Here is a 20,104-nt window from a genome sequence, read left to right as displayed (position 1 = left end):
CACGATCGGCCGCCGCCCGCTAGAGGGCGACGGCCGATCATGGTTTGACCTGCGAAGATGCAGATTACTTCTGAGACGGACCCACCTGGACGGTGATCGTCTGGCCGTCCTTCGGCTCCTTGACGACCGCGATCTTGGTGTTGGTGTCAGTTACCTGGACACCGGCTCGCTCGGTCTGGGTGTACCAGTACGTGCCCCGTCGGTCGTCGAAGACCGGGACGCCGGGCTGCGACTTCACCCACGCCGGCACGCCCGCCTTGTGCAGCCGGATCGCGTCGGTGCGGTAGGTGCCGAACGTCGAGTCGTACGCCTGGACGCGGTTGCGCATCAGGGTGCCGTCGGCGTTCTTCAGCGGCGTCGGGTGCGCGTCGATCGGAAGGATCAGACCCTGGCCGGGGTGGACGGCCGTGTTGTTGTCCTTCTGCGACGTGTCCCACTGCCAGATGAGCAGACCGTTCTGGTACGGGTAGTGCTCGACCCAGCTGGCCTTGTCACCCGTGAACCCGAAGTTGTACGGACCGACCTTGAGGGTCGCGTCGTACGAGACGTACTGGCGGTTCTCCGCGATGTAGTACTGCTCGTACTCCTTCGTGAAGCCCTTGGCGATCCGCGAGAAGCCCTTCGCCGTCCAGCCGTTGTCACCGTTCTCGGCGTTGTCCGAGAAGACGGTGGCGCCGTCGGCGGTCAGCGTGATGGCGTCGGCCGCGAAGCCCTTGCCGCCCGCGCCGCCGTCCGTCTGGTAGCGGAAGCGGAGGTCGAACTTCTTGCCCGCGTAGGCGTCCAGCGGGAAGACGAGCGGCTTGTACGCGCCGGAGACGTCGGTCAGCGCCGGGGCGCCGCTCGCGTCGCGCGGCAGCGGCTTGCCGTCCACCGTGCCGTCCAGGGCGGTCCAGTTGGCGCCGCCGTCCGTCGACACCTCGGTGTAGAGGTAGTCGTAGTCCAGCTCGATGTCGTACCAGCCCTTGAGCTCCAGGGTGGCCTTCGACTTGCCCGTGAGGTCGACGGAGCGGGTCAGGGTGTTCTTGAGGTCGTCACCCATGTCGCTCCACCACTGCGTGGCACCCTCGGCGGGCGCGACGACATCGGTGGTGACCTTCTTCTTCGGCAGCTCGACGACGAGCGCCTGGGGGTTCTTGGTGTTGTACTCGGCCACGCCCAGCTTGTGGGTGGACTTCGTACCGCGCTGCTCGTTGCTCACCTTGGTGTAGTTGAGCCAGCCGAGCTGCAGCTTGTCCCAGGAGTTCATGTCGCCGGGCAGGTCGCCGATGGACTCCTTGCCCCGGCCGAGCCAGGAACCGGAGGACATCAGGGACCAGAAACCGGTCGAGTTCTCGGCGCCGGCCTTGCCCGAGGTGTCGTAAAGGTCGGGCAGACCCAGGTCGTGACCGTACTCGTGGGCGAAGACGCCGAGGCCGCCGTTCTCGGGCTGCATCGTGTAGTCGCCGACCCAGATGCCGGTGTTGCCGACCTGCGTGCCGCCGGACTTGTTGTGCGACGGGCCGGTCTTGCCCGCGTCCGTGCCGTACGCGTACCAGCGGTGGGCCCACAGGGCGTCGGAGGCCTGGGCGCCGCCGCCCGCGGACTCGTCCTCACCGGCATGGACGATCTGGAAGTGGTCGATGTAGCCGTCGGCCTCGTTGAAGTTGCCGTCGGCGTCGAAGTCGTACCGGTCCCACTGGTCGTACTGCGCGATGTCGGCCTTGATCTGGGCGTCGGTACGGCCCTTGGCCTTCTGGTCCGCGGTCCACGCGGTGACACCGTCGCGGACGGCGTCCCAGACATTGGCGCAGTTGCTGTTGCCGCAGTAGTTCGAGCCGTAACGGGCCTCGTTGTACTCGACCTTGACCCAGTCCGAGACGCCTCCCTCGACCGAGTACCGGCCCGAGGAGGTCTTCTCGTAGTAGGTCTTCAGGGACTGCTTCGGCTGGCCCTTCTTGTCCTTGCCGGTGCCGAAGTACAGGTCCTGGAAGTGCTGCTGGTTGTAGTCCTTCTGCCAGGCCGTGGAGTTGTCCTTCGCACGGTCCGGCTCGGCTATCTGGTTGTGCAGCGGGCCGGGCGTGCCGCCGAACTTCGGCTTCGGCTCGGTCGTGTCGTCGTCGGCGCGGTCGACCAGGGTGGTGTTGTCCACCTTGTCGCCGAACTCGACGAGGATCGTGAAGATCTTGTCGGTCTTCTCACGCCCCAGCTCGACGTACTTCTTGCTGTCGAGCTTCACGACCTGGGAGCCACCGCGGCGCTCGACCTTGGTCTCGCCGCTCAGCACCTGCTCCAGGGCAGCCTTGCGCTGCTGCTCCTGCTGCTTGCTGTACGGGCCTTCGAGGTCGTGGTCGACCGCCGTCTTGTCGACGCCTGCACCCGGGGCCGGGTCCTGACGCTCGATGCCGGCCGGTGCGCCCGGGCCCTTGTCGTCGGCCCATGCGGTGGCAAAAGTCGAGGCGCTGGCGGCGGTGGCCGCGAGCGCCACGACGACTGCGGACGCTCTGATCGCCCGTCGTCTGTTGGTCACTTGATGATTCCTCCCCGGCGCCCACGACCGCACGGACCGAAGGTGGGGTGTCCGCGGGCGGGGTCGCGCGTCACAAGTGACGACATTCGACCGGAGTTACGAGAGAAAAGACAGACCTTGACTTGAACAGGCCAACTGCACTATGCAGGAGTTGATTTCCGTTATCCGGACGGCCAGCAGGCGCACCCTGAGGGGCGGTTGGCGGTACCGATGACTCCATGCGCCCCCTGTGCACCCGCACCGTGGGTTAGGTCACGCTTACTACCCGTTTCGCTCGGGCATCCACCGTCGTAGAGTCGCTCGCGAGTGCGACCCGCCGATGCTTCGAGGGACGGTACCCGTCATGCCGCGTCCGAACGCCGCACAGCTCGCCTATGGTTCGGCCACCGTCGTCTTCTCGACCGTCGCCCTGCTGCTGCTGTCCCGCACCACGACCGCGCTGGGGATCGTCGTGATCAGCGCCGCCGGACTGCTTCTCGGGCTGCTGGTCACGGTGACGATGCCCGTGCACCGCAAGGCCGCCCCGGCACCCGCGCCGTCTCTCCCCCGGAACGACGAGATCCGGGTACCGGCCGCGCCGGTGGGCGCGGGGATCGATACCCGGATCGGTTCGTGAGGCTCGTCCGTCGCTACTGCGGCACGGACACCACCACGGTCTTGGCGGCCTTGTCGTGCAGGCCCTGCTTGTAGGGCTTGTCGACCAGGATCATGATCAGCAGGAGCAGCGGCCACAGGCAGGCGCAGCAGATCAGCGCCGGCAGCCACAGCACGAGGGCGCGGATCAGCGAGGCGTTCATCGGCGGTGTGGAGCCGTCGTTGAGCATGGCGACTCGCAGCTTCAGCCACTTCTTGCCGAGGGTCTGGCCGCCTTTCGCCACCATCACCGTGTCGTACGCGACGAACGCCACGATGGTGATGAGCTGGAAGACGAGACCGGTGCCGGTGCTGGTCGCGGTGATGGTGTCACCGAAGTCGTCGCCGTCGGTCGCCCGGTCGTACACGTTGAACGGGATACCGATGATCGCGAGCGGAATGGCGACGATCAGCCAGTCGATGATCCTCGCGAGGATGCGCTTGCCGGAGTCGGCGAGCGGCGGCATCCCGGCGAGCGGGTCCGCACCGCCGTACGCACCACCGCCGCCGTAGGGCTGGGAGCCGTACGGCGGGGGCGGCGGGGGTGCGTTGTCGTACGGGGAGCCGGGCGGCGGGCCCCCCGGCGGCGGACCTCCAGGAGGCGGCCCCTCGGGCGGGGGACCTCCCGGCGGGGGGCCTCCCGGCGGCGGCCCTTCAGGGGGAGGCGGCTGACTCCCGCTCCCGGAGGGAGAGCCCGCCGACGGCGGCGTGGGCTCCTGCGGCTTCTTGAGGAACGGGTCGTCCTCGGGCGGCTGGCCGGGCGTCGGCTGGTCGTTGCTCATGGGGGCAGTGCATCCCGCGAGTCAGTGCCCCGCAAGGAATCGCCGCCCGTTCGAGCGACCGCCGTACGGGCCACCCCGGCCTGGGGGTGGCCGGCGGCCGCCCCCTAGCCCGCCACGAACGTGTGGGCCGCCTTGTCGTGCCAGCACTGGCGCCACGGCCGGTCGAAGAGGCACCACAGGACGTTCAGGACACCGAGGACCAGAAGCCCCAGGACGCTGTAGACGAGCCAGCGGCGCAGGGCCGCGCCGAACGTCGGCGGCTCGTGCGCCTCGATGTCCCGCACCTGGAGACCGCAGAGCTTCTTGCCGAGCGTGCGACCCCACTTGGCGGTGGGCAGCGCCTCGTACAGCACACCGAGGACGAGCAGCGCGGCCAGCGCGATCCCGAAGTTGAGGGAGGTCGTGCCGTCCAGGAGCCAGACCTGGACCGTGGTGCCGGTCTGCTTGGCCGCCTCGATCTTGGCGTCGATGTGGTCGAGCGCCTGCGTGACGAAGGGGAAGGACGCCCCTCCGACGAGCGCCCCGAGGACGAGGGTGTCGACGAGACGTGCGGCCAGGCGCTTGCCGAGACCTGCGGGGCGGGCGGCGGCCTGCGCCCGGGCGGCCTGCAGGAACGGGTCCTCGACAGGCGGCTTCCAGGGCAGGACGGGCGGCTCGGCCTCGGCCCGGGGACTCGCCGCGGCGGGCGAGGGCTGCGCGAGCTGCTGCACCTGCTGCGGCCAGGAGGGGGCGCCGCCGCCGGGGCCGGTGGTGACGGGGGCGGGGGAGGCAGCGGACGCGGGCGTCGGGGCGGGGGCCGGTGCGGGCTGCGGCTGGCCGGGCACATGCGGAAGCGGGGCCTGCGGTGCCCTGAGGGCCTGCGGGCCTTGCGGGCTCTGCGCCCCGGGGGCGTCCGGCGTCCCGTGCAGTCCCTGAGCCGCCTGGGCGCCCTGCGCGCCCTGGGGCGCACGCGCGGCCTGAGCAGCCTGTCCGCCCTTCGGCGCGAGGGCACGGATCGTCATGGTCCCGTCCCCCTGGGACTGCCGTACGCCGGGCAGGGCGCCGCCCGTCGGGTCGGCGGCCGGAGCCGGGGTGACGGGCATCCCGCCGAGCCGCGCCGGAGACGAGGTCGTCGGGCGCGCGGCGGGCGTGGGAGCGGGCTCGGGGGTCCGGGGAGTGGCCACACGGGGGTCCTGCGTGGCCGGCGTCGAGGCCGCGGGCTCCGCCTCCGGCGCGCCCCAGGAGACCCGCTGATCGCGGTCGCCGCCGAAGCCGGTCTGCCGTGAGACGTCCGCCTGCCAGGCCGAGGCCGGCTCGGGCCGCGTCTCGGCGACCGGTTCCTCGTCCAGGAAGACGGGTCCCGTCTCCTCCACGGCGGGCACCGGGGCGGACGGAGCCACGGGCGCGGGCGAGGGGTTCGGGGCCAGGGCGGGCCCCGCGGGCATCACCCCTGCGGGGGCGGCCGGCGGTGCCTCGCCCTCCCTGGGCGCGGGACGGCTCGTCCCGGGCACCCAGGCGCCCCCGTTCCAGTACCGGATGTATCCGGGAATGGACGGGTCCGGGTAGTACCCGGCCTGCGGTACCTCCCCGCCGGCTCCAGGAGGAGTAGCCACTGCCCCGACTCCGTTCCGTGACAACGCTTCTACGACATCGGGCCGCGGGGGCCCAAGGAGGACAGTAACGAAGAACGGTGCCGCGGGAAGAACGTGGCCGTGAGAAACCCGCCTTCGAGCGACATACCCACGGATCCCGCCACTCACCGTCACGCTCGGGCCGACGATCCCGCCGGAACCTCGCGGAAATCTCCTCAAAAAACTTCTCCGAAGTCGCGTAATGGCCCGCCACGACCGCGCTCTCTTCCCGTGCGGGCCCACCCGGGGCCCCGGACCCGAGAGGACGTCACGCCATGCAGAACACCGAGGACACCGTGGTCGAGCGCGAGCTGGAGCTGAAGCTGGTGCTCTCCCCCGAGCGCTCCATCCCCGTGCCCGCCCGGCTCGCGTACCGCACCGACGACCCGTACGCCGTGCACATCACCTTCCATGTCGGCTCGGACCACCCGGTCAACTGGACGTTCGCCCGCGAACTGCTCGTCGAAGGTGCCTTCCGGCCGTGCGGCCACGGGGACGTCCGTATCTGGCCCACGAAGGTCGACGGGCGCAACGTCGTCCTGATGGCGCTCTCCTCCCCCGACGGCGACGCACTGCTCGAAGCGCCCTCCGCGCAGGTGTCCGCGTGGCTGGAGCGGACCCTGCGCGCCGTTCCGCCGGGCACCGAGTCCGAGCAGCTCGGCATCGACGACGGGCTGGCCGAACTCCTGGCCACCACCTCGGTCGCGGACGACCTGTGGCTGCGCGACCCGTGGCCGTCGGACGAGTCCCAGGACGGTGAGGTGTGAGCGGGAGCGCCGCGAGGTCGGAATCCGGGATCGCTTCGGGGGGGGCACGTGACCGCTACCGGGTCGGAACAGCAGCTTCGGAGGCGGGACACGTGACCACTACCGGGTCGGAACAGCAGCTTCGGGGGCGGGACACGTGACCACTACCGGGTCAGAACAGCTTTCCCGGGTTGAGGATCCCCAGCGGGTCGAAGGTCCGCTTGATGCCCTGCTGCATCTCCACGCCCACCGGCCCCAACTCCCGTGCCAGCCACTCCTTCTTCAGCACACCCACACCATGCTCACCGGTGATCGTGCCGCCCAGCTCCAGACCGAGCGCCATGATCTCGTCGAAGGACTCCCGCGCGCGCCGCGACTCGTCCTCGTCCGCCTGGTCGAAGCAGACGACGGGATGCGTGTTGCCGTCGCCCGCGTGCGCGCAGACGCCGATGGTCAGGTCGTACTTCTCCGCGATGGCGGAGGTGCCGTCGAGCATCGCGGCCAGCTTGGTGCGCGGTACGCACACGTCGTCGATCATCGTCGCGGACTTGATCGTCTCCAGGGCGGTCAGCGACAGCCGGCGTGCCTGGAGGAGGAGTTCGGACTCGGCGGCGTCCTCGGCCGGGACGATCTCGGTGGCCCCCGCGGCCGCGCACAGCTCACCGACGGCGGCCAGATCGGCGGCCGGGTCCGGGGTGTCGAAGGCGCACAGCAGCAGGGCCTCGGTGGTGTTCGGGAGCCCCATGTTCGCCATCTTGTTGACGGCGCGGATGGTGGTGCCGTCCATCAGCTCGAGCAGCGAGGGTGTGTGGCCGCGCTCCATGATCGCGCAGACGGCGTCGCATGCGGCGGCCGCGGAGGGGAACTCGGCGGCGAGCGCGAGCTGTACGGGCGGCTGTGGCCTGAGCGCGAGGGTCGCGCCGACAACGATGCCGAGACTGCCTTCCGAGCCGACGAAGAGCCGGGTCAGGTCATATCCGGCGACGCCCTTGGCGGTGCGCCGGCCGGTCGACATCAGCCGCCCGTCGGCGAGGACGACGTCCAGGCCGAGGACGTACTCCGCCGTCACTCCGTACTTCACACAGCACAGGCCGCCGGACGCGGTGCCGATGTTCCCGCCGATCGTGCACATCTCCCAGCTGGAGGGATCCGGCGGGTAGTACAGCCCGTGCTCGTTCACGGCGCGGGACAGGACGGCGTTCACGACGCCCGGCTCGACGACGGCGATCCGGTCGACCGGGCTGATCTCCAGGATCCGGTCCATCTTGACGAGAGACAGCACGATGCAGCCCTCGGAGGCGTTCGCGGCGCCGGACAGACCGGTGCGCGCGCCCTGCGGGACGACCGGGACGCGCAGCGCGGTCGCGGTCCGCATGACGTGTTGGACCTGTTCGACGGTGCGCGGGAGCACGACGGCCGCGGGGGTGCCGGCCGTGCAGAAGCTCGCCATGTCGTTGGCGTAGGAGGCGGTGACGTCCGGGTCGGTGATCAGCGCCTCGGCGGGCAGGCCCGCGCGCAGTTCCGCGTGGAGCCGCGTCAGAAGATCGTCCATGCGTCCAGCGTGGCACCCGGGGCCATCGGTGTGAACCCGCCTGACGTTCGGGTTCGCCGAGCGGAGTGGACGCTTCGTGTGCTCTTCGTACTGGCCCAGAGTGGGCGCCATGAAGACGGAGAACGTGTCGAGGACGGTCCTCGCGGCCGGGGTGGGCGCGGTGCTCGCGGCGACGGCTCTGCTGTACGCCCCCGAAATCGCCCCCGGCCTGTTCGACGACGGGCGACCGCCCGCCCCCGGCCCGGCCGCGCGGGCGGTGATCGCGGCGAAGGCCGGAACGCAGGCCTCGCTGCCCGATCTGGCCGCACTCATCGGAGACCGGGAGAAGTGGCTGGCGGACCATCCGACTGACGACGCGTCATGGGCCGTGCTGGGCACGGCCTATACGGAACGGGGTACGCGGCTCGGCGACACCACGTACTACCCGCGGGCGGAGCGTGCGCTGAAGCGCTCGCTGGACGTACGGCCGGCGCAGCGCGGGAACCTCGACGCGCAACTGGGGCTCGCCGCCCTGGCCAACGCGCGGGGCGACTGGCGCACGGCACGGACCTGGGGCGAGGCGGTCCGCAAGGAGGACCCGAAGCGCTGGTCGGCGTACCCGCTGCTGATCGACGCGTACAACGGGCTCGGCGAGTACAAGTCCGCCCAGAAGGCGCTCTCCACGCTGGAGGAGCTGCGCACCGGCGGGGCGGTCAGCGCGCGGTCGGCGCAGATGTACCGCAACCGCGGCTGGCGGGAGGACGCGGCGGCGGCCGCGCTCGACGCGGTGGGGCAGGCGGAGTCGGGCGCGGAGAAGGCCGCGGCGCTGACCCGGCTCGGGGATCTGGCCTGGGAGCGGGGCGAGCCGGAGGAGGCGCTCACGGAGTACGGGAAGGCGCTGGCGCTCGTCGGGGACCACGGCCCTTCGCTGGCCGGCCGGGCCCGGGCGCTCGCGGCGCTCGGCCGCACGGACGAGGCGGTCGCCGGCTACCGCGCGGCACTGGCACGGCTGCCGCTGCCGGAGTACGTCCTGGAGGCGGGCGAGCTCTACCAGTCGCTGGGCCTGGACGGGGACGCACGGAGCCAGTACGAGCTGCTGCGGACGCGGACGTGGGTCAACGCGGAGGCCGTCCTCGGCCTGTTCGAGGCGGACCATGGCGACCCGGAGGCGGCGGTGCGGCGCCTGAAGGCGGAGTGGGCGCGGGGGCACCGGTCGGTGCAGGTCGCGGACGCGCTGGGGTGGGCGCTGTACCGGTCGGGGGAACCGAAGGAGGCGCTGGAGTACGCGAAGCGGGCCACGGACGAGGGGCTGCGGAGCGCGCTGTTCGCGTACCACCGGGGCGAGATCGAGCACGCGGTGGAGGAGCACGGCCCGGCCCGCCGCCACCTGGCGGAGGCGCTGCGGATCAACCCGCACTTCTCGCCGCTGCTGGCCCCGAAGGCCCGCAAGGCGGTGGCAGCGCTCGGCGACCCGCCGGACGAACTACCGGAGGAACTCCGCGAGGAGCGGCAGGAGCCACCGAAAACGGACGAGCCGGCGTCGGAGTCGGGTTCGGCGCCGGGGGAGAACGCGGCCACCCCGACTCCCCGGGAGACGCCGAAGGCGGGGGAGGCGGGCTAGGAAACCTGCCCACAACCGCGTGAGGGTGGGCACCGCCCTGGGGAACACGTAAGCCGGCCGCGCTGCGGCGCCAACCCCGCGGGCGCCGCAGCGTGCCGGCGCCCCGGGGGTGGCCCGGGTGCTCACGGTGACGGGCCCCGGGGCGGTCGCCCCGGGCCCGTCCGGCCTCGGTGGACTACAGGTTGCCGCGCTTCTCCTGCTCGCGCTCGATCGCCTCGAACAGGGCCTTGAAGTTGCCCTTGCCGAAGCCCATGGAGCCGTGGCGCTCGATCATCTCGAAGAAGACGGTCGGGCGGTCCTGGACCGGCTTGGTGAAGATCTGCAGCAGGTAGCCGTCCTCGTCGCGGTCGACGAGGATCTTCAGCTCACGCAGCGTCTCGACGGGCACCCGGGTCTCGCCGGCCCACTCGCCGAGGGTGTCGTAGTACGAGTCCGGCGTGTCGAGGAACTGGACACCGGCGGCGCGCATGGAGCGCACCGTCGCCACGATGTCGTTCGTGGCCAGCGCGATGTGCTGGACGCCCGCGCCGCCGTAGAACTCCAGGTACTCGTCGATCTGCGACTTCTTCTTCGCGATCGCCGGCTCGTTGATCGGGAACTTGACCTTGAGCGTGCCGTCGGCGACGACCTTCGACATCAGCGCCGAGTACTCGGTCGCGATGTCGTCGCCCACGAACTCCTTCATGTTCGTGAAGCCCATGACCTTGTTGTAGAAGGCCACCCACTCGTTCATCTTCCCGAGCTCGACGTTGCCGACGCAGTGGTCGATCGCCTGGAAGGTGCGCTTGGCCGGCGGCTCCACGATCGGGTTGGCGGCGACGAAGCCCGGCAGGTACGGGCCGTCGTAGCCGGAGCGCTCGACGAGGGTGTGGCGGGTCTTGCCGTACGTGGCGATGGCGGCGAGGACCACGGTGCCGTGCTCGTCCTTCACCTCGTACGGCTCGGTGATGCCGGTGGCGCCGTGCTCGACGGCGTAGGCGTACGCGGCGCGCGCGTCGGGCACCTCGATCGCCAGGTCGACGACACCGTCGCCGTGCTCGGCGACGTGCTCGGCGAGGAAGCGTCCCCAGTCGGTGGCGACCTTGATGACGGAGGTGAACACGAAGCGGGCGGCGCCGTTCGTCAGGACGTAGCTGGCGGTCTCGCGGCTGCCGTTCTCCGGTCCGGAGTACGCGACGAGCTTCATGCCGAAGGCCGTGGAGTAGTAGTGCGCGGCCTGCTTGGCATTGCCGACGGCGAAGACGACCGCGTCCATGCCCTTCACGGGGAAGGGATCGGCCTGCCGCGCCGTGGAAGGGGTGTGATCGATGGTCTCAGTCATAGCGGCAGAGTCCCGCCGATCGGCAAGCTGCGCAATAGTTCGCCGGAGCACTGGGCAATCTGCACAGCAGTGAGCCAGTATGGCGGGGATACTTGTACAGGATGACCACGGGGAGGCCACTGTGGCGATCGATCATCTGGACGGGCGGCTGATCGTGCTCCTCGCCCGGGAGCCGCGGATCGGGGTCCTGGAGGCCTCACGCCGGCTCGGGGTGGCGCGCGGCACGGTCCAGGCGCGTCTGGACCGACTCCAGGCCAACGGCGTGATCCGCGGGTTCGGGCCTCAGGTCGATCCGGCGGCGCTCGGCTATCCCGTGACGGCGTTCGCGACGCTGGAGATCAAGCAGGGACAGGGGCCCGATGTCCGGAGCCATCTGGCGACCGTGCCCGAGGTGCTCGAACTGCACACGACCACCGGCCACGGGGACATGCTCTGCCGGCTGGTCGCCCGCTCCAACGCGGACCTCCAGCGGGTGATCGACCGTGTCGTCGGCTTCGAGGGCATCGTGCGGGCCTCCACGGCGATCGTGATGGAGAACCCCGTACCGCTGCGGATCATCCCGCTGGTGGAGCAGGCGGCGGAGGACGGACCGCTGTAGCCGACCGACCGATCCACCGTCGATCGCCAGAACTCCCCCGGGGTTCCAAAGAAGTACTTGCAAAGAATCCCTTGCAAGCATCTCTTTGCAACTCTAGGCTCGAGCCATGCCCGAGCCCGAGCCTCAGCCCGAGAAGCCCCAGCCCGAGAAGCCCCTGAGCCGCACACTCGATCCGCGCTCGCTGCGCGGCCTCGCCCACCCCCTCCGCATCCAGCTGCTGCGCTCCCTGCGCCACCACGGCCCCGCCACCGCCTCCCAACTGGCCGAGCGGCTCGGCGAGTCCAGCGGGGCGACCAGCTACCATCTGCGGCAGCTCGCCGCGCACGGCTTCGTCGAGGACGACACGACGCGGGGCAAGGGCCGGGAGCGGTGGTGGAAAGCGGCCGTACAGGGCACGACGTTCGACGAGTCGCTGTACAAGAACCCCGACCCCGAGGTCAGGGGCGCCGTGGAGGTCTACCTCCACGAGATCGCGACCATCCACACCCAGGAGCTCAACACCTGGCTCGGCACCCGCCACGAATGGGACGAGAGCTGGCTCGGCACGTCCGACATGAGCGACTTCACGCTTCGCCTGCCGCCCGAGCGGCTACGTCAACTCAACGCGGAGATCCACGAGTTGATCGACGCGTATCGCGACAGCGCCGACCCCGACGCGCCCGGCGCCGCCCGCGTACGGATGCACCTGCACGCGTTCCCCCAGTACGAGAACTGAGAAAGGGATCACGAAGCCATGCACGCCGACATCCACCTTCGCCTGCACCACCTCGACGCGGCCGAACTCCACCGGTCGACCCAACTCCACCGGGCGGCCGCCGACTCCCCGACCAGCACCCCGGTCCACGACCCCGTCCGCGCCCGGATCGGCTGGACGCTGGTCGCCTTAGGGCTGCGGCTCGCCGTCCCGGCCACGGCCCGACCCTCCAACGGCGCCCGACGCCTCCCGCTCGCCGCATGAGCGCTCCCGGGGGACGTGCTCCACTGGCCACCGTCCTGGCCGCCAACGCCATATCCATCACCGGCAACGCGCTCACCCTCATCGGCGTCCCGTGGTTCGCGCTCGACACCACGGGCAGCCCCGGCAAGGCCGGCCTGGTCGCCTTCTGCGCGGCCGTTCCCGTCGTCGTCTCCGCGATCGTCGGCGGCCCGGTCATCGACCGGATCGGGCGCCGCCGGATCAGTGTGGTCTCCGACCTCGTCTGCGCGCTCGCGCTGGCCGCGATCCCGCTCCTGCACCGTGCGGGCGTGCTCGAGTTCTGGATGCTGTGTGCGCTGATGGCCGTGACAGGCCTCTTCCACGCGCCCGGCGAGACCGCCCGCCACGTCCTGATCCCCGACCTGGCGCACCGCGCCGGGACCCCGCTCCCCCGCGCCGCCAGCCTCTACGACGCCGTCTCACGGGGCGCCCGGATGACCGGCGCCGCCCTCGCCGGCGTCCTCGTCGCCCTCATCGGCGCGGACACCGTGCTGATCCTCGACGCCGCCACCTTCGGGCTCTCCGCCCTGCTCGTCCTCTTCGGCCTGCGGGGCGTGCCGTCCGCCGCGCCCCAGCGCGACCCGGCCCCTTTCTCCCTCTCCGGCTACCGCACCGAGCTGCGCGAGGGATACGCCTTCGTGCTCCGCTCCCGGCTGCTGCTCGGCATCGTCCTCATGGTGATGGTGACCAACGGCCTCGCGCAGGGCTGGAGTTCGGTCCTGCTGCCCGTCCACGCCCGGGAGAACCTCGGCGGCTCCGCCGCCCTCGGACTGCTCGTCGCCGTCTTCGGCGGCTCCGCGCTGCTCGCCGCGGTGCTGTACGGGGCGATCGGCCACCGCTTCCCGCGCCGGGTGGTCTTCACCGCCGGGTTCATGCTGTGCGGGGCCCCGCCGCACGCGGTGGCCGCGCTCACCGACACCACGCTGCCGCTGCTCGTCACGATGGCGGCCGGCGGGTTCGGGGCCGGGCTCCTCAACCCGATCCTGGCCACCGTGATGTACGAACGCGTCCCCGACGACCTGCGCAGCCGGGTGTCCGGGGTCACGATGGCCGGGGTGCTCCTCGCCACCCCGCTCGGCGGCCTCGTCGCCGGGCAGCTCGTCGAAGGGACCGGCCTGACGACAGCCCTGCTCACGCTCGGCGGCGCCTACTTCCTGGCCACCCTCGCCCCGATGGTCTTCCCGGCCTGGCGCGGGATGGACACCGCCCCGAAGGACGTCAGCAGCTCGGAATCTTCGCTTCCTGTCCCTGCTCCAGCGCCCGGAGCGACGACACCGCGTCGCTGAGCGTGGAGACCGGGATCAGTCGCATCCCCTTCGGCAGCTCCGCCTGCGCGTCGGAGCACTCCGCCTCCGGTACGAGGAAGACGCTCGCCCCGTCCCGGCCCGCGGCCTGGGTCTTCAGGGAGACCCCGCCGACGGCGCCGACCGTGCCGTTCGGCTCGATCGTTCCCGTACCGGCGATGGTCCGGCCGCCGGTGAGGTCGCCGCCCGAGCCGTCGCCGGCGAGCTTGTCGACGATCCCGAGGGAGAACATGAATCCCGCGCTCGGCCCGCCGATGTCGGCGAGGTGAAGCGTGACGTCGACGTCGTTCGGGTCGAGCTTCAGGTAGCCGAGGGCCGCCATGGTGGCGGCGTCCTGCGACTCCTTCATCTCGCCGAGGTTGTGCTTCTCGACCTCGGCGTCCGACTTCCCGGGAGGGTAGACGGAGTCCCGCGGCAGCACGGCCCGGTCGGTACGGAACCAGGCGTCGACGACATCGCCGAAGTCGTTGTCGACGCTGGGCCCGGTGGCGGAGATGGTCGTCATCAGCAGCTCGCCCTCCGTCGGGAGGACCGGCTTTCCGCTGATGGTGATGACCTCGCGCCCCTTGTCCTTGCCGAGCACGTCGGCGGTCGTGCCGGGCTGTGCGATGGCGTACGGCAGCGGCGCCAGGCCGACGACCGCGAAGAGCGCGGCGACGGGCAGGGCGCAGAGCGCGAGGGCACGGTTACGCGTGAGACTGGAGAGCACGCACCCAATCTACTGGGCGCCCCAGAGAGGCACGGCCGGGTCCATGGGAGCCTCGCAGCGTGACGCCCCGGGTGCCGTCGGCGCCGGTGAGCGGGACGCTCCGGCGCTATCGGGCCGCCTGTGGGACGGTCCGGTGCTGTCGGCCCCGCGAGCGAGACGCTCCGGTGCTATCGCGCACCCCCGGGCGGGACGGTCCGGGTGAAGAACGCGCGGACCAGGTGGCGCACCGTCGGCACGGACGTCCTGGGTTCGATCGCGCCGACGAGTCGGACCCTGTCCTCCGTGGTCACGAGGCCCGCGGCATGCAGCTGCGGCACGAGGGCCGCGTAGTCGGTGAACACCCCGTGCCCCGCCCGGTCGAGCTGCCGCCGACACGTACGGCCCGTGGGATGGGCGAGCATCGCGGACCAGGAGCGGTCGAGCCGCGCGTCGCGGAACCCGTCGGTGCCGAGCAGGAGCAGCGGGCGGTCGACGCCGTACCGGGCCACCGGGAAGAGCTCGCCGTCCGCCCGGTCCAGGTAGCCCTCCAGGTTCACCGCGGCGGCGATCCGCCGGTCGTCGTAGAGCGTCTGGGCGGCCGTGGTCCCACCGGCCGAGTGCCCGTAGATCCCGACCCTTCCCAGGTCGAGAGTGCGGCCGAGGGGGCCTTCCAGGGCTTCGAGCCGGTCGAGGACGAAGCGGACGTCGGCGAGACGGGTGTCGATCATGGTGCGGAACTGCTCGGCGTCGGGCGGGCCGAGGAAGACGGTCGGGCGCACCTTGTCGCGGCCCGGCCGCTCAGTGGGGAACTCCACCTGGCTCGCGTCCCCCGGGTGGTCGACGGTGACGACGGCCCAGCCGTGACTCGCCAGCTCCTCGGCCAGGGACGTACCCATGGTGCGGGCGTCGCCGCCGCCCGGGCTGTACAGCAGCACAGGCCATCGGCCGGGCAGGACGGGTGCGCCAGAGTGGGAGTGCGTGAGGGTGGCCGCCCAGTCGACACCGGCCGGGGGAAGCCCCGGGTGGATGGCGGGGGCGAGCTCGGCGAAGAGCTCGGCGGCGCCCGCCGTCAGCTGGGGTGCGCGCGGACGGCCGCGGACGGTGCGGGCCGGGTGGAGGACGGTCACCATGACCTCCCGTACCCCGATCGCGGGATCCCACGGGTCGTTACGGGAGGGGTCGACCAGGTGGAGGGTGGTTGCGCCGACCTTGAACGGGCCGGTGGGCGCGGGCAGCCGGAGCGGGGTGGAAGCGGCGGCTCGGGCGGCCGTCGGGGCGAGGGCGAGGGCGGCGGCGAGGACGCCCGCCCGGGTGACGGTACGTCGGGTCGGCCCGGTCGGCCGGGTCGATGCGGTCGGCCGGGTCGATGCGGTCGGTCGGGTCTCGCGGGGAGTCGTCATGCGGACAGGCTGGCGCCGGGCAGGGGCTTCGGACGAAGGTTGAGGCTGTGATCGAAAGGCTTGCGGGGGAGAGCGGAATGAGGCGGCGGCGTTGATCCGGATCCGGTTCACGGCGGAGGACTTCGCCCAGGTACGGTTCGCCGCCCGGCCGGCTCCGGTGCCGGAGCTGAACGCGGCCTTCATGATGATGTTCGGCGGCGGCGACGAGCTGCTCCACGGCCGCTGGCGACGACGGGTGCTGCGGTCCCTGCCGGACGCCGTGGCACCGCTCGCGGACCTGGTCCCGGCGGGCGATCCCCCGCTCTTCCTCGACGTGCTCGGCGAGACGCTGACGGAGGGCCTCGACCTGGTGGCGGCTACCCCCGCCGAGCTGGTGCGGTCGGAACTGGAGCGGGTGTACGCGGGGCGTCCCTCCCCGCGGTGGATCCGCGAGCTCCACGCGGGCGAGGCGGGCGCCCGGCACATGCTGCGCCGCACCCAGCGGGCGGCGTTCGAGACGGTGGTGGCGCCGGTGTGGCCGCTCGTGCAGGACCTGCACCGGGCGGAGTTCACCCGCCATGCGGTGACGGTCGCCGAGCACGGCGTCGGCGCGGCCCTGCCGGCTCTGGTCCCGGGCACGCGGCTGCGGGACGGCGTCTGGGAGTGGGCGGCGCCGGACACGCGGGAGATACGGCTCGCCGGACGCGGTCTCGTCCTCCTGCCGACCTTCCACTGGACCGGCCGTCCGCTCGTCCAGGACCTGCCGGACCGGCCGGTGGTCGTGACCTACGCGGCAGGCCCGGGTCTGCCGCTCACCCCGGACGCGGCACCCGGCACGGACGAGTCCCTGGCCGCGGTCCTGGGCCGGACCCGCCTGGAACTCCTCCGTGCACTGGCCGCCCCGCACACGACCACGACCCTGGCCCGCCACCTGCGCATCAGCAACGCCACGGCCTCGTCCCACACATCGGCCCTGCGCGGCGCGGGCCTGATCACGACAACCCGAACAGGCCGATCGGTGGAACACCGCAGAACGGCCTTGGGGGACCTGCTGGTGGCCCCCGCTGTCGGCCCCGTCAGGGGCACACGTTCCACAGGGTGACGGGGCTCCCCCGAGCGAAGTCCGGGAGACGGGCGGGCACAACCTCAGGATCGGTCCGCCCAGGGCCCAGGCCCCCACACGGGCTCGGCTCCCTGACCGGGGCGCAGCTCCCGGGCCGGAGCCCAGACAGGCCGTCCACCCTCGGCTCAGGGCCCGCACACGGGCTCGGCTCCTCGACCGGGGCACAACCCCCGGGCCGGAGCCCATGACAGGCCGTCCACCCTCGGCTCAGGGCCCGCACACGGGCTCGGCTCCTTGACCGGGGCAGAGCGCCCCAGGACCGGCCCGCCCCCGCGGCAGGCTTGGCCCGGCGCGGGGTCCCAGACCTGCCGGCACCGGACCGCCCTGCGCCCCTCGTAACCGCCGCGCGCCCTAGCGCAACGCGTCGGCGACCTCCCGCGCCGCGTCCACGACCCGAGGCCCCACCCGCTCCGGCACCGCGTCCGCGAGCATCACGACGCCCACGCTGCCCTCGATGCCCGTGACCCCGACCAGCGGAGCCGCCGCGCCGCTCGCGCCCGCCTCCAGTTCGCCGTGGGTGAGCGTGAAGCCGGGTTCGATCAGGCTGCCCTGGCGGGCCGCGAGGATCGCGCGGCCCGCCGCGCCCCGGTCCAGCGGGTGCCGGAAACCGGCGCGGTAGGCCACGTGGTAGTCGGTCCAGGTCGGTTCGACGACGGCGACCGCCAGCGCGTCCGCCCCGTCCACGAGGGTGAGGTGGGCGGTCGCGCCTATGTCCTCGGCGAGCGAGCGCAGCGCGGGCAGCGCGGCCTCGCGGACCAGCGGATGGACCTGGCGGCCCAGCCGCAGCACACCGAGGCCGACCCGGGCGCGACCGCCCAGATCGCGTCGTACGAGCGCGTGCTGTTCGAGTGTGGCGAGCAGACGGTAGACGACGGTCCTGTTCACTCCGAGTTTGTTGGACAACTCGGTGACGGTCAGGCCGTGGTCGGTGTCGGCGAGCAGTTTCAGGACCCTGAGGCCCCGGTCGAGCGTCTGGGAGGTTTCCGCGGTCACGACGCCCTCTCCTTCGGAGTGAGTGACGGCGGACCTTCAAACGAGAGCAGCGGCGCCGGTCCCGCGGCGACGCACGTCAGAGGCCGCCGGCAGGCCATGCGCACCGGCTGCGCTCCGCGGCGGCGCTGCCACGGGGCGTTTGCATTGCGGGGGACAGTAGCGATCCACTCCGCTCAGCGGAAGACCTCGTCCAGAATCCGGGCGCGAGCGACCGGATACGGTCGGTTCGAGGCGGAAGTCAGCCGGTCAAGGAGATTCACCGGACAAAGTCGACGATACGAGCGACATACACGGTGTCCGGACAACCCCGACGGACAGCGCATGGAACGCGAAAGGCCCGTACGCCCCCGCGTACGGGCCGCCCCCACACCCCTCGTCGCTCACCGCGTGCGGGCGCCACACCCGTACGCACTCACCGCATCCGGGTGGCCCACTCCTGCACCTTCTTGATCCGTTCGCGGATCTGACCGGCCGTCGCCTCGGCGCTCGGCGGACCGCCGCACACCCGCCGCAGCTCGGTGTGGATGACGCCGTGCGGCTTCCCGCTCTGGTGGACGTACGCGCCGACCATCGTGTTGAGCTGCTTCCTCAGCTCGAGCAGCTCCTTGTGCGAAACGACGGGGCGCCGCTCGGCCGGAAGCTCCAACAGATCGGCCTCGGAGTCCGGCCTTTTGCGGCTGTGCGCGATCTGCCGGGCCTGTCGCTTCTGGAGGAGCAGCTGCACCTGGTCGGGCTCGAGGAGCCCGGGGATGCCGAGGTAGTCCTGCTCCTCCTCGCTGCCCGGGTGGGCCTGCATGCCGAACTCGGCGCCGTCGTAGAGGACCCGGTCGAAGACGGCGTCGGACTCCAGCGCCTCGAAGGGCAGCATGTCCTGCTCGCCGGTGTCCTCGTCCTGCTGCTTCTCGGCCTCCGCCATCTCCTTCTCGGACTCGGCGTACGGGTCCTCCTCGCCGTCCTTCTTCGGCTTGTCGAGCACGTGGTCGCGCTCGACCTCCATCTCGTTGGCGAAGCCGAGGAGGTTGGGGATGGTGGGAAGGAACACGGAGGCGGTCTCGCCGCGCCTGCGCGAACGTACGAAACGTCCGACGGCCTGGGCGAAGAACAGCGGGGTCGAGATGGTCGTCGCGTACACGCCGACCGCGAGACGAGGAACGTCGACGCCTTCGGACACCATGCGGACGGCGACCATCCAGCGCTCGTTGTTCTCGCTGAACTCGTCGATCCGCTTGGAGGCGGCGGCCTCGTCGGAGAGGACGACCGTGGCCTTGGTGCCGGTGATCTCGCGGATCAGCTTGGCGTAGGCGCGCGCGGAGTCCTGGTCGGAGGCGATGACGAGCCCGCCGGCGTCGGGGATGCCCTTCCTGACCTCGGTGAGGCGCTGGTCGGCGGCGCGCAGGACGTTCGGCATCCAGTCGCCGCGGGGGTCGAGGGCGGTGCGCCAGGCCTGGGAGATCGCGTCCTTGGTCATCGGCTCGCCGAGGCGGGCGGCGATCTCGTCACCGGCCTTGGTGCGCCAGCGCATGTTGCCGCTGTAGCTGAGGAAGATGACGGGCCGCACGACGCCGTCGCCGAGGGCGTTGCCGTAGCCGTACGTATAGTCCGCCGACGACCGCCGGATGCCGTCGTTCCCCTCTTCGTACGTGACGAAGGGGATGGGGTTGGTGTCGGAACGGAACGGCGTACCGGTCAGGGCGAGCCGGCGGGTCGCCGGGTCGAACGCCTCGAGGCAGGCCTCGCCCCAGGACTTGGAGTCACCGGCGTGGTGGATCTCGTCGAGGATGACAAGGGTCTTGCGCTGCTCGCAGCGGTTGCGGTGGAGCATGGGCCGCACGCCGACACCGGCGTAGGTGATGGCGACGCCGTGGTACTCCTTGCTGAGCGGCCCGGCGCTGTAGTCGGGGTCGAGCTTGATGCCTATCCGCGCGGCGGCGGCGGCCCACTGCTTCTTCAGGTGCTCGGTGGGCGCGACGACCGTCACCTGCTGCACGACGTGGTGGTGCAGCAGCCAGGACGCGAGCGTCAGCGCGAAGGTGGTCTTTCCGGCGCCGGGCGTCGCGACCGCGAGGAAGTCACGGGGCTGCTCCTGGATGTACTTCTCCATGGCGCCCTGCTGCCAGGCTCGCAGCTTGTTGGCGGTACCCCAGGGGGCCCGGCCGGGGAAGGCGGGAGAGAGGTGATGGGAGGAGGTGGCGGTGGTAGTCACGGTCTCCGGTTCGACGCTCGTCCAGGTATGACAACCGGGCCACCTTACCGGCGACCCGGCCGGATCCTCGTGCGAACGCCCCGGGGGCGG

17 protein-coding genes are annotated in these 20,104 nt (G+C 71.6%); 8 read left to right on the top strand and 9 right to left on the bottom strand.

What is annotated here, in order from left to right; all coding sequences use genetic code 11:
- Window positions 1–64: 64 nt before the first annotated feature.
- Window positions 65–2,506 (bottom strand): immune inhibitor A domain-containing protein, encoded by a 2,442-nt coding sequence (locus ACZ561_RS06020; RefSeq protein WP_470990276.1) that lies wholly within the window; start codon window positions 2,504–2,506, stop codon window positions 65–67.
- A gap of 343 nt (window positions 2,507–2,849) precedes the next feature.
- Here ACZ561_RS06020 and ACZ561_RS06015 point away from each other — a divergent pair, with 343 nt between their 5' ends.
- A complete protein-coding gene (locus ACZ561_RS06015) occupies window positions 2,850–3,122 on the top strand; it encodes a hypothetical protein (RefSeq protein WP_470990274.1) in 273 nt (90 codons plus the stop codon).
- Window positions 3,123–3,135: 13 nt separating this feature from the next.
- Here the strand turns inward: ACZ561_RS06015 and ACZ561_RS06010 are convergent, their stop codons facing one another.
- Window positions 3,136–3,921, bottom strand: a complete 786-nt coding sequence (locus tag ACZ561_RS06010) for an RDD family protein (RefSeq protein WP_470990272.1) — start codon at window positions 3,919–3,921, stop codon at window positions 3,136–3,138.
- Window positions 3,922–4,025: 104 nt separating this feature from the next.
- Entirely contained in the window at window positions 4,026–5,513 is a 1,488-nt protein-coding gene (locus ACZ561_RS06005; protein ID WP_470990270.1) for an RDD family protein, read from the bottom strand.
- 293 nt (window positions 5,514–5,806) lie between these two features.
- Between ACZ561_RS06005 and ACZ561_RS06000 the strand changes: the two genes are divergently transcribed.
- On the top strand, window positions 5,807–6,298 hold the full coding sequence (locus tag ACZ561_RS06000) for an SsgA family sporulation/cell division regulator (protein ID WP_470990268.1): 492 nt from the start codon (window positions 5,807–5,809) through the stop codon (window positions 6,296–6,298).
- Window positions 6,299–6,449: 151 nt separating this feature from the next.
- On the opposite strand, the gene ACZ561_RS05995 is transcribed toward ACZ561_RS06000, so the two are convergent.
- On the bottom strand, window positions 6,450–7,829 hold the full coding sequence (locus ACZ561_RS05995) for an FAD-binding oxidoreductase (protein WP_470990266.1): 1,380 nt from the start codon (window positions 7,827–7,829) through the stop codon (window positions 6,450–6,452).
- A gap of 109 nt (window positions 7,830–7,938) precedes the next feature.
- Here ACZ561_RS05995 and ACZ561_RS05990 point away from each other — a divergent pair, with 109 nt between their 5' ends.
- Window positions 7,939–9,429, top strand: coding sequence for a tetratricopeptide repeat protein (locus ACZ561_RS05990; protein WP_470990264.1), 1,491 nt, complete (start codon window positions 7,939–7,941; stop codon window positions 9,427–9,429).
- 175 nt (window positions 9,430–9,604) lie between these two features.
- Here ACZ561_RS05990 and hppD read toward each other — a convergent pair whose 3' ends face one another.
- Window positions 9,605–10,750, bottom strand: coding sequence for a 4-hydroxyphenylpyruvate dioxygenase (gene hppD / locus ACZ561_RS05985; protein WP_470990262.1), 1,146 nt, complete (start codon window positions 10,748–10,750; stop codon window positions 9,605–9,607).
- Window positions 10,751–10,871: 121 nt separating this feature from the next.
- On the opposite strand from hppD, the gene ACZ561_RS05980 reads away from it, so the two are divergent.
- The 4 genes from ACZ561_RS05980 (at window position 10,872) to ACZ561_RS05965 (ending at window position 13,610) form a co-directional block, all read left to right on the top strand.
- Window positions 10,872–11,348 carry an Lrp/AsnC family transcriptional regulator gene (locus ACZ561_RS05980; protein ID WP_470990260.1) on the top strand — a complete coding sequence of 159 codons (477 nt, stop codon included), beginning with the start codon at window positions 10,872–10,874 and terminating at the stop codon, window positions 11,346–11,348.
- 106 nt (window positions 11,349–11,454) lie between these two features.
- Window positions 11,455–12,063, top strand: a complete 609-nt coding sequence (locus tag ACZ561_RS05975; protein WP_470990259.1) for an ArsR/SmtB family transcription factor — start codon at window positions 11,455–11,457, stop codon at window positions 12,061–12,063.
- 18 nt (window positions 12,064–12,081) lie between these two features.
- On the top strand, window positions 12,082–12,306 hold the full coding sequence (locus ACZ561_RS05970) for a hypothetical protein (RefSeq protein WP_470990258.1): 225 nt from the start codon (window positions 12,082–12,084) through the stop codon (window positions 12,304–12,306).
- Window positions 12,303–13,610 carry an MFS transporter gene (locus ACZ561_RS05965; protein ID WP_470990257.1) on the top strand — a complete coding sequence of 436 codons (1,308 nt, stop codon included), beginning with the start codon at window positions 12,303–12,305 and terminating at the stop codon, window positions 13,608–13,610. The genes ACZ561_RS05970 and ACZ561_RS05965 overlap by 4 nt, the downstream gene beginning before the upstream one ends.
- Here ACZ561_RS05965 and ACZ561_RS05960 read toward each other — a convergent pair.
- Both ACZ561_RS05960 and ACZ561_RS05955 read right to left on the bottom strand, forming a co-directional pair.
- Window positions 13,543–14,337, bottom strand: coding sequence for a YlbL family protein (locus ACZ561_RS05960; RefSeq protein ID WP_470990256.1), 795 nt, complete (start codon window positions 14,335–14,337; stop codon window positions 13,543–13,545). The two genes, ACZ561_RS05965 and ACZ561_RS05960, sit on opposite strands and share 68 nt — an antisense overlap.
- Window positions 14,338–14,504: 167 nt before the next feature.
- Window positions 14,505–15,716: an alpha/beta hydrolase family protein gene (locus tag ACZ561_RS05955; protein WP_470990255.1), complete on the bottom strand. Its 1,212-nt coding sequence runs from the start codon at window positions 15,714–15,716 to the stop codon at window positions 14,505–14,507.
- Between the two features lie 91 nt (window positions 15,717–15,807).
- Here ACZ561_RS05955 and ACZ561_RS05950 point away from each other — a divergent pair, with 91 nt between their 5' ends.
- Entirely contained in the window at window positions 15,808–16,797 is a 990-nt protein-coding gene (locus ACZ561_RS05950) for an ArsR/SmtB family transcription factor (protein ID WP_470990253.1), read from the top strand.
- Between the two features lie 372 nt (window positions 16,798–17,169).
- On the opposite strand, the gene ACZ561_RS05945 is transcribed toward ACZ561_RS05950, so the two are convergent.
- Together ACZ561_RS05945 and ACZ561_RS05940 are read right to left on the bottom strand one after the other, a co-directional pair.
- Complete coding sequence (locus ACZ561_RS05945; RefSeq protein WP_376430988.1) at window positions 17,170–17,811, bottom strand: IclR family transcriptional regulator; 642 nt, start codon at window positions 17,809–17,811, stop codon at window positions 17,170–17,172.
- A 412-nt stretch (window positions 17,812–18,223) separates the two neighbouring features.
- Window positions 18,224–20,014, bottom strand: a complete 1,791-nt coding sequence (locus ACZ561_RS05940; RefSeq protein ID WP_470990251.1) for a DEAD/DEAH box helicase — start codon at window positions 20,012–20,014, stop codon at window positions 18,224–18,226.
- Window positions 20,015–20,104: the final 90 nt, after the last annotated feature.

The sequence above is a fragment of the Streptomyces sp. NPDC039609 genome, assembly GCF_055596705.1.
This window is presented reverse-complemented; position numbering and strand designations above follow the sequence as displayed.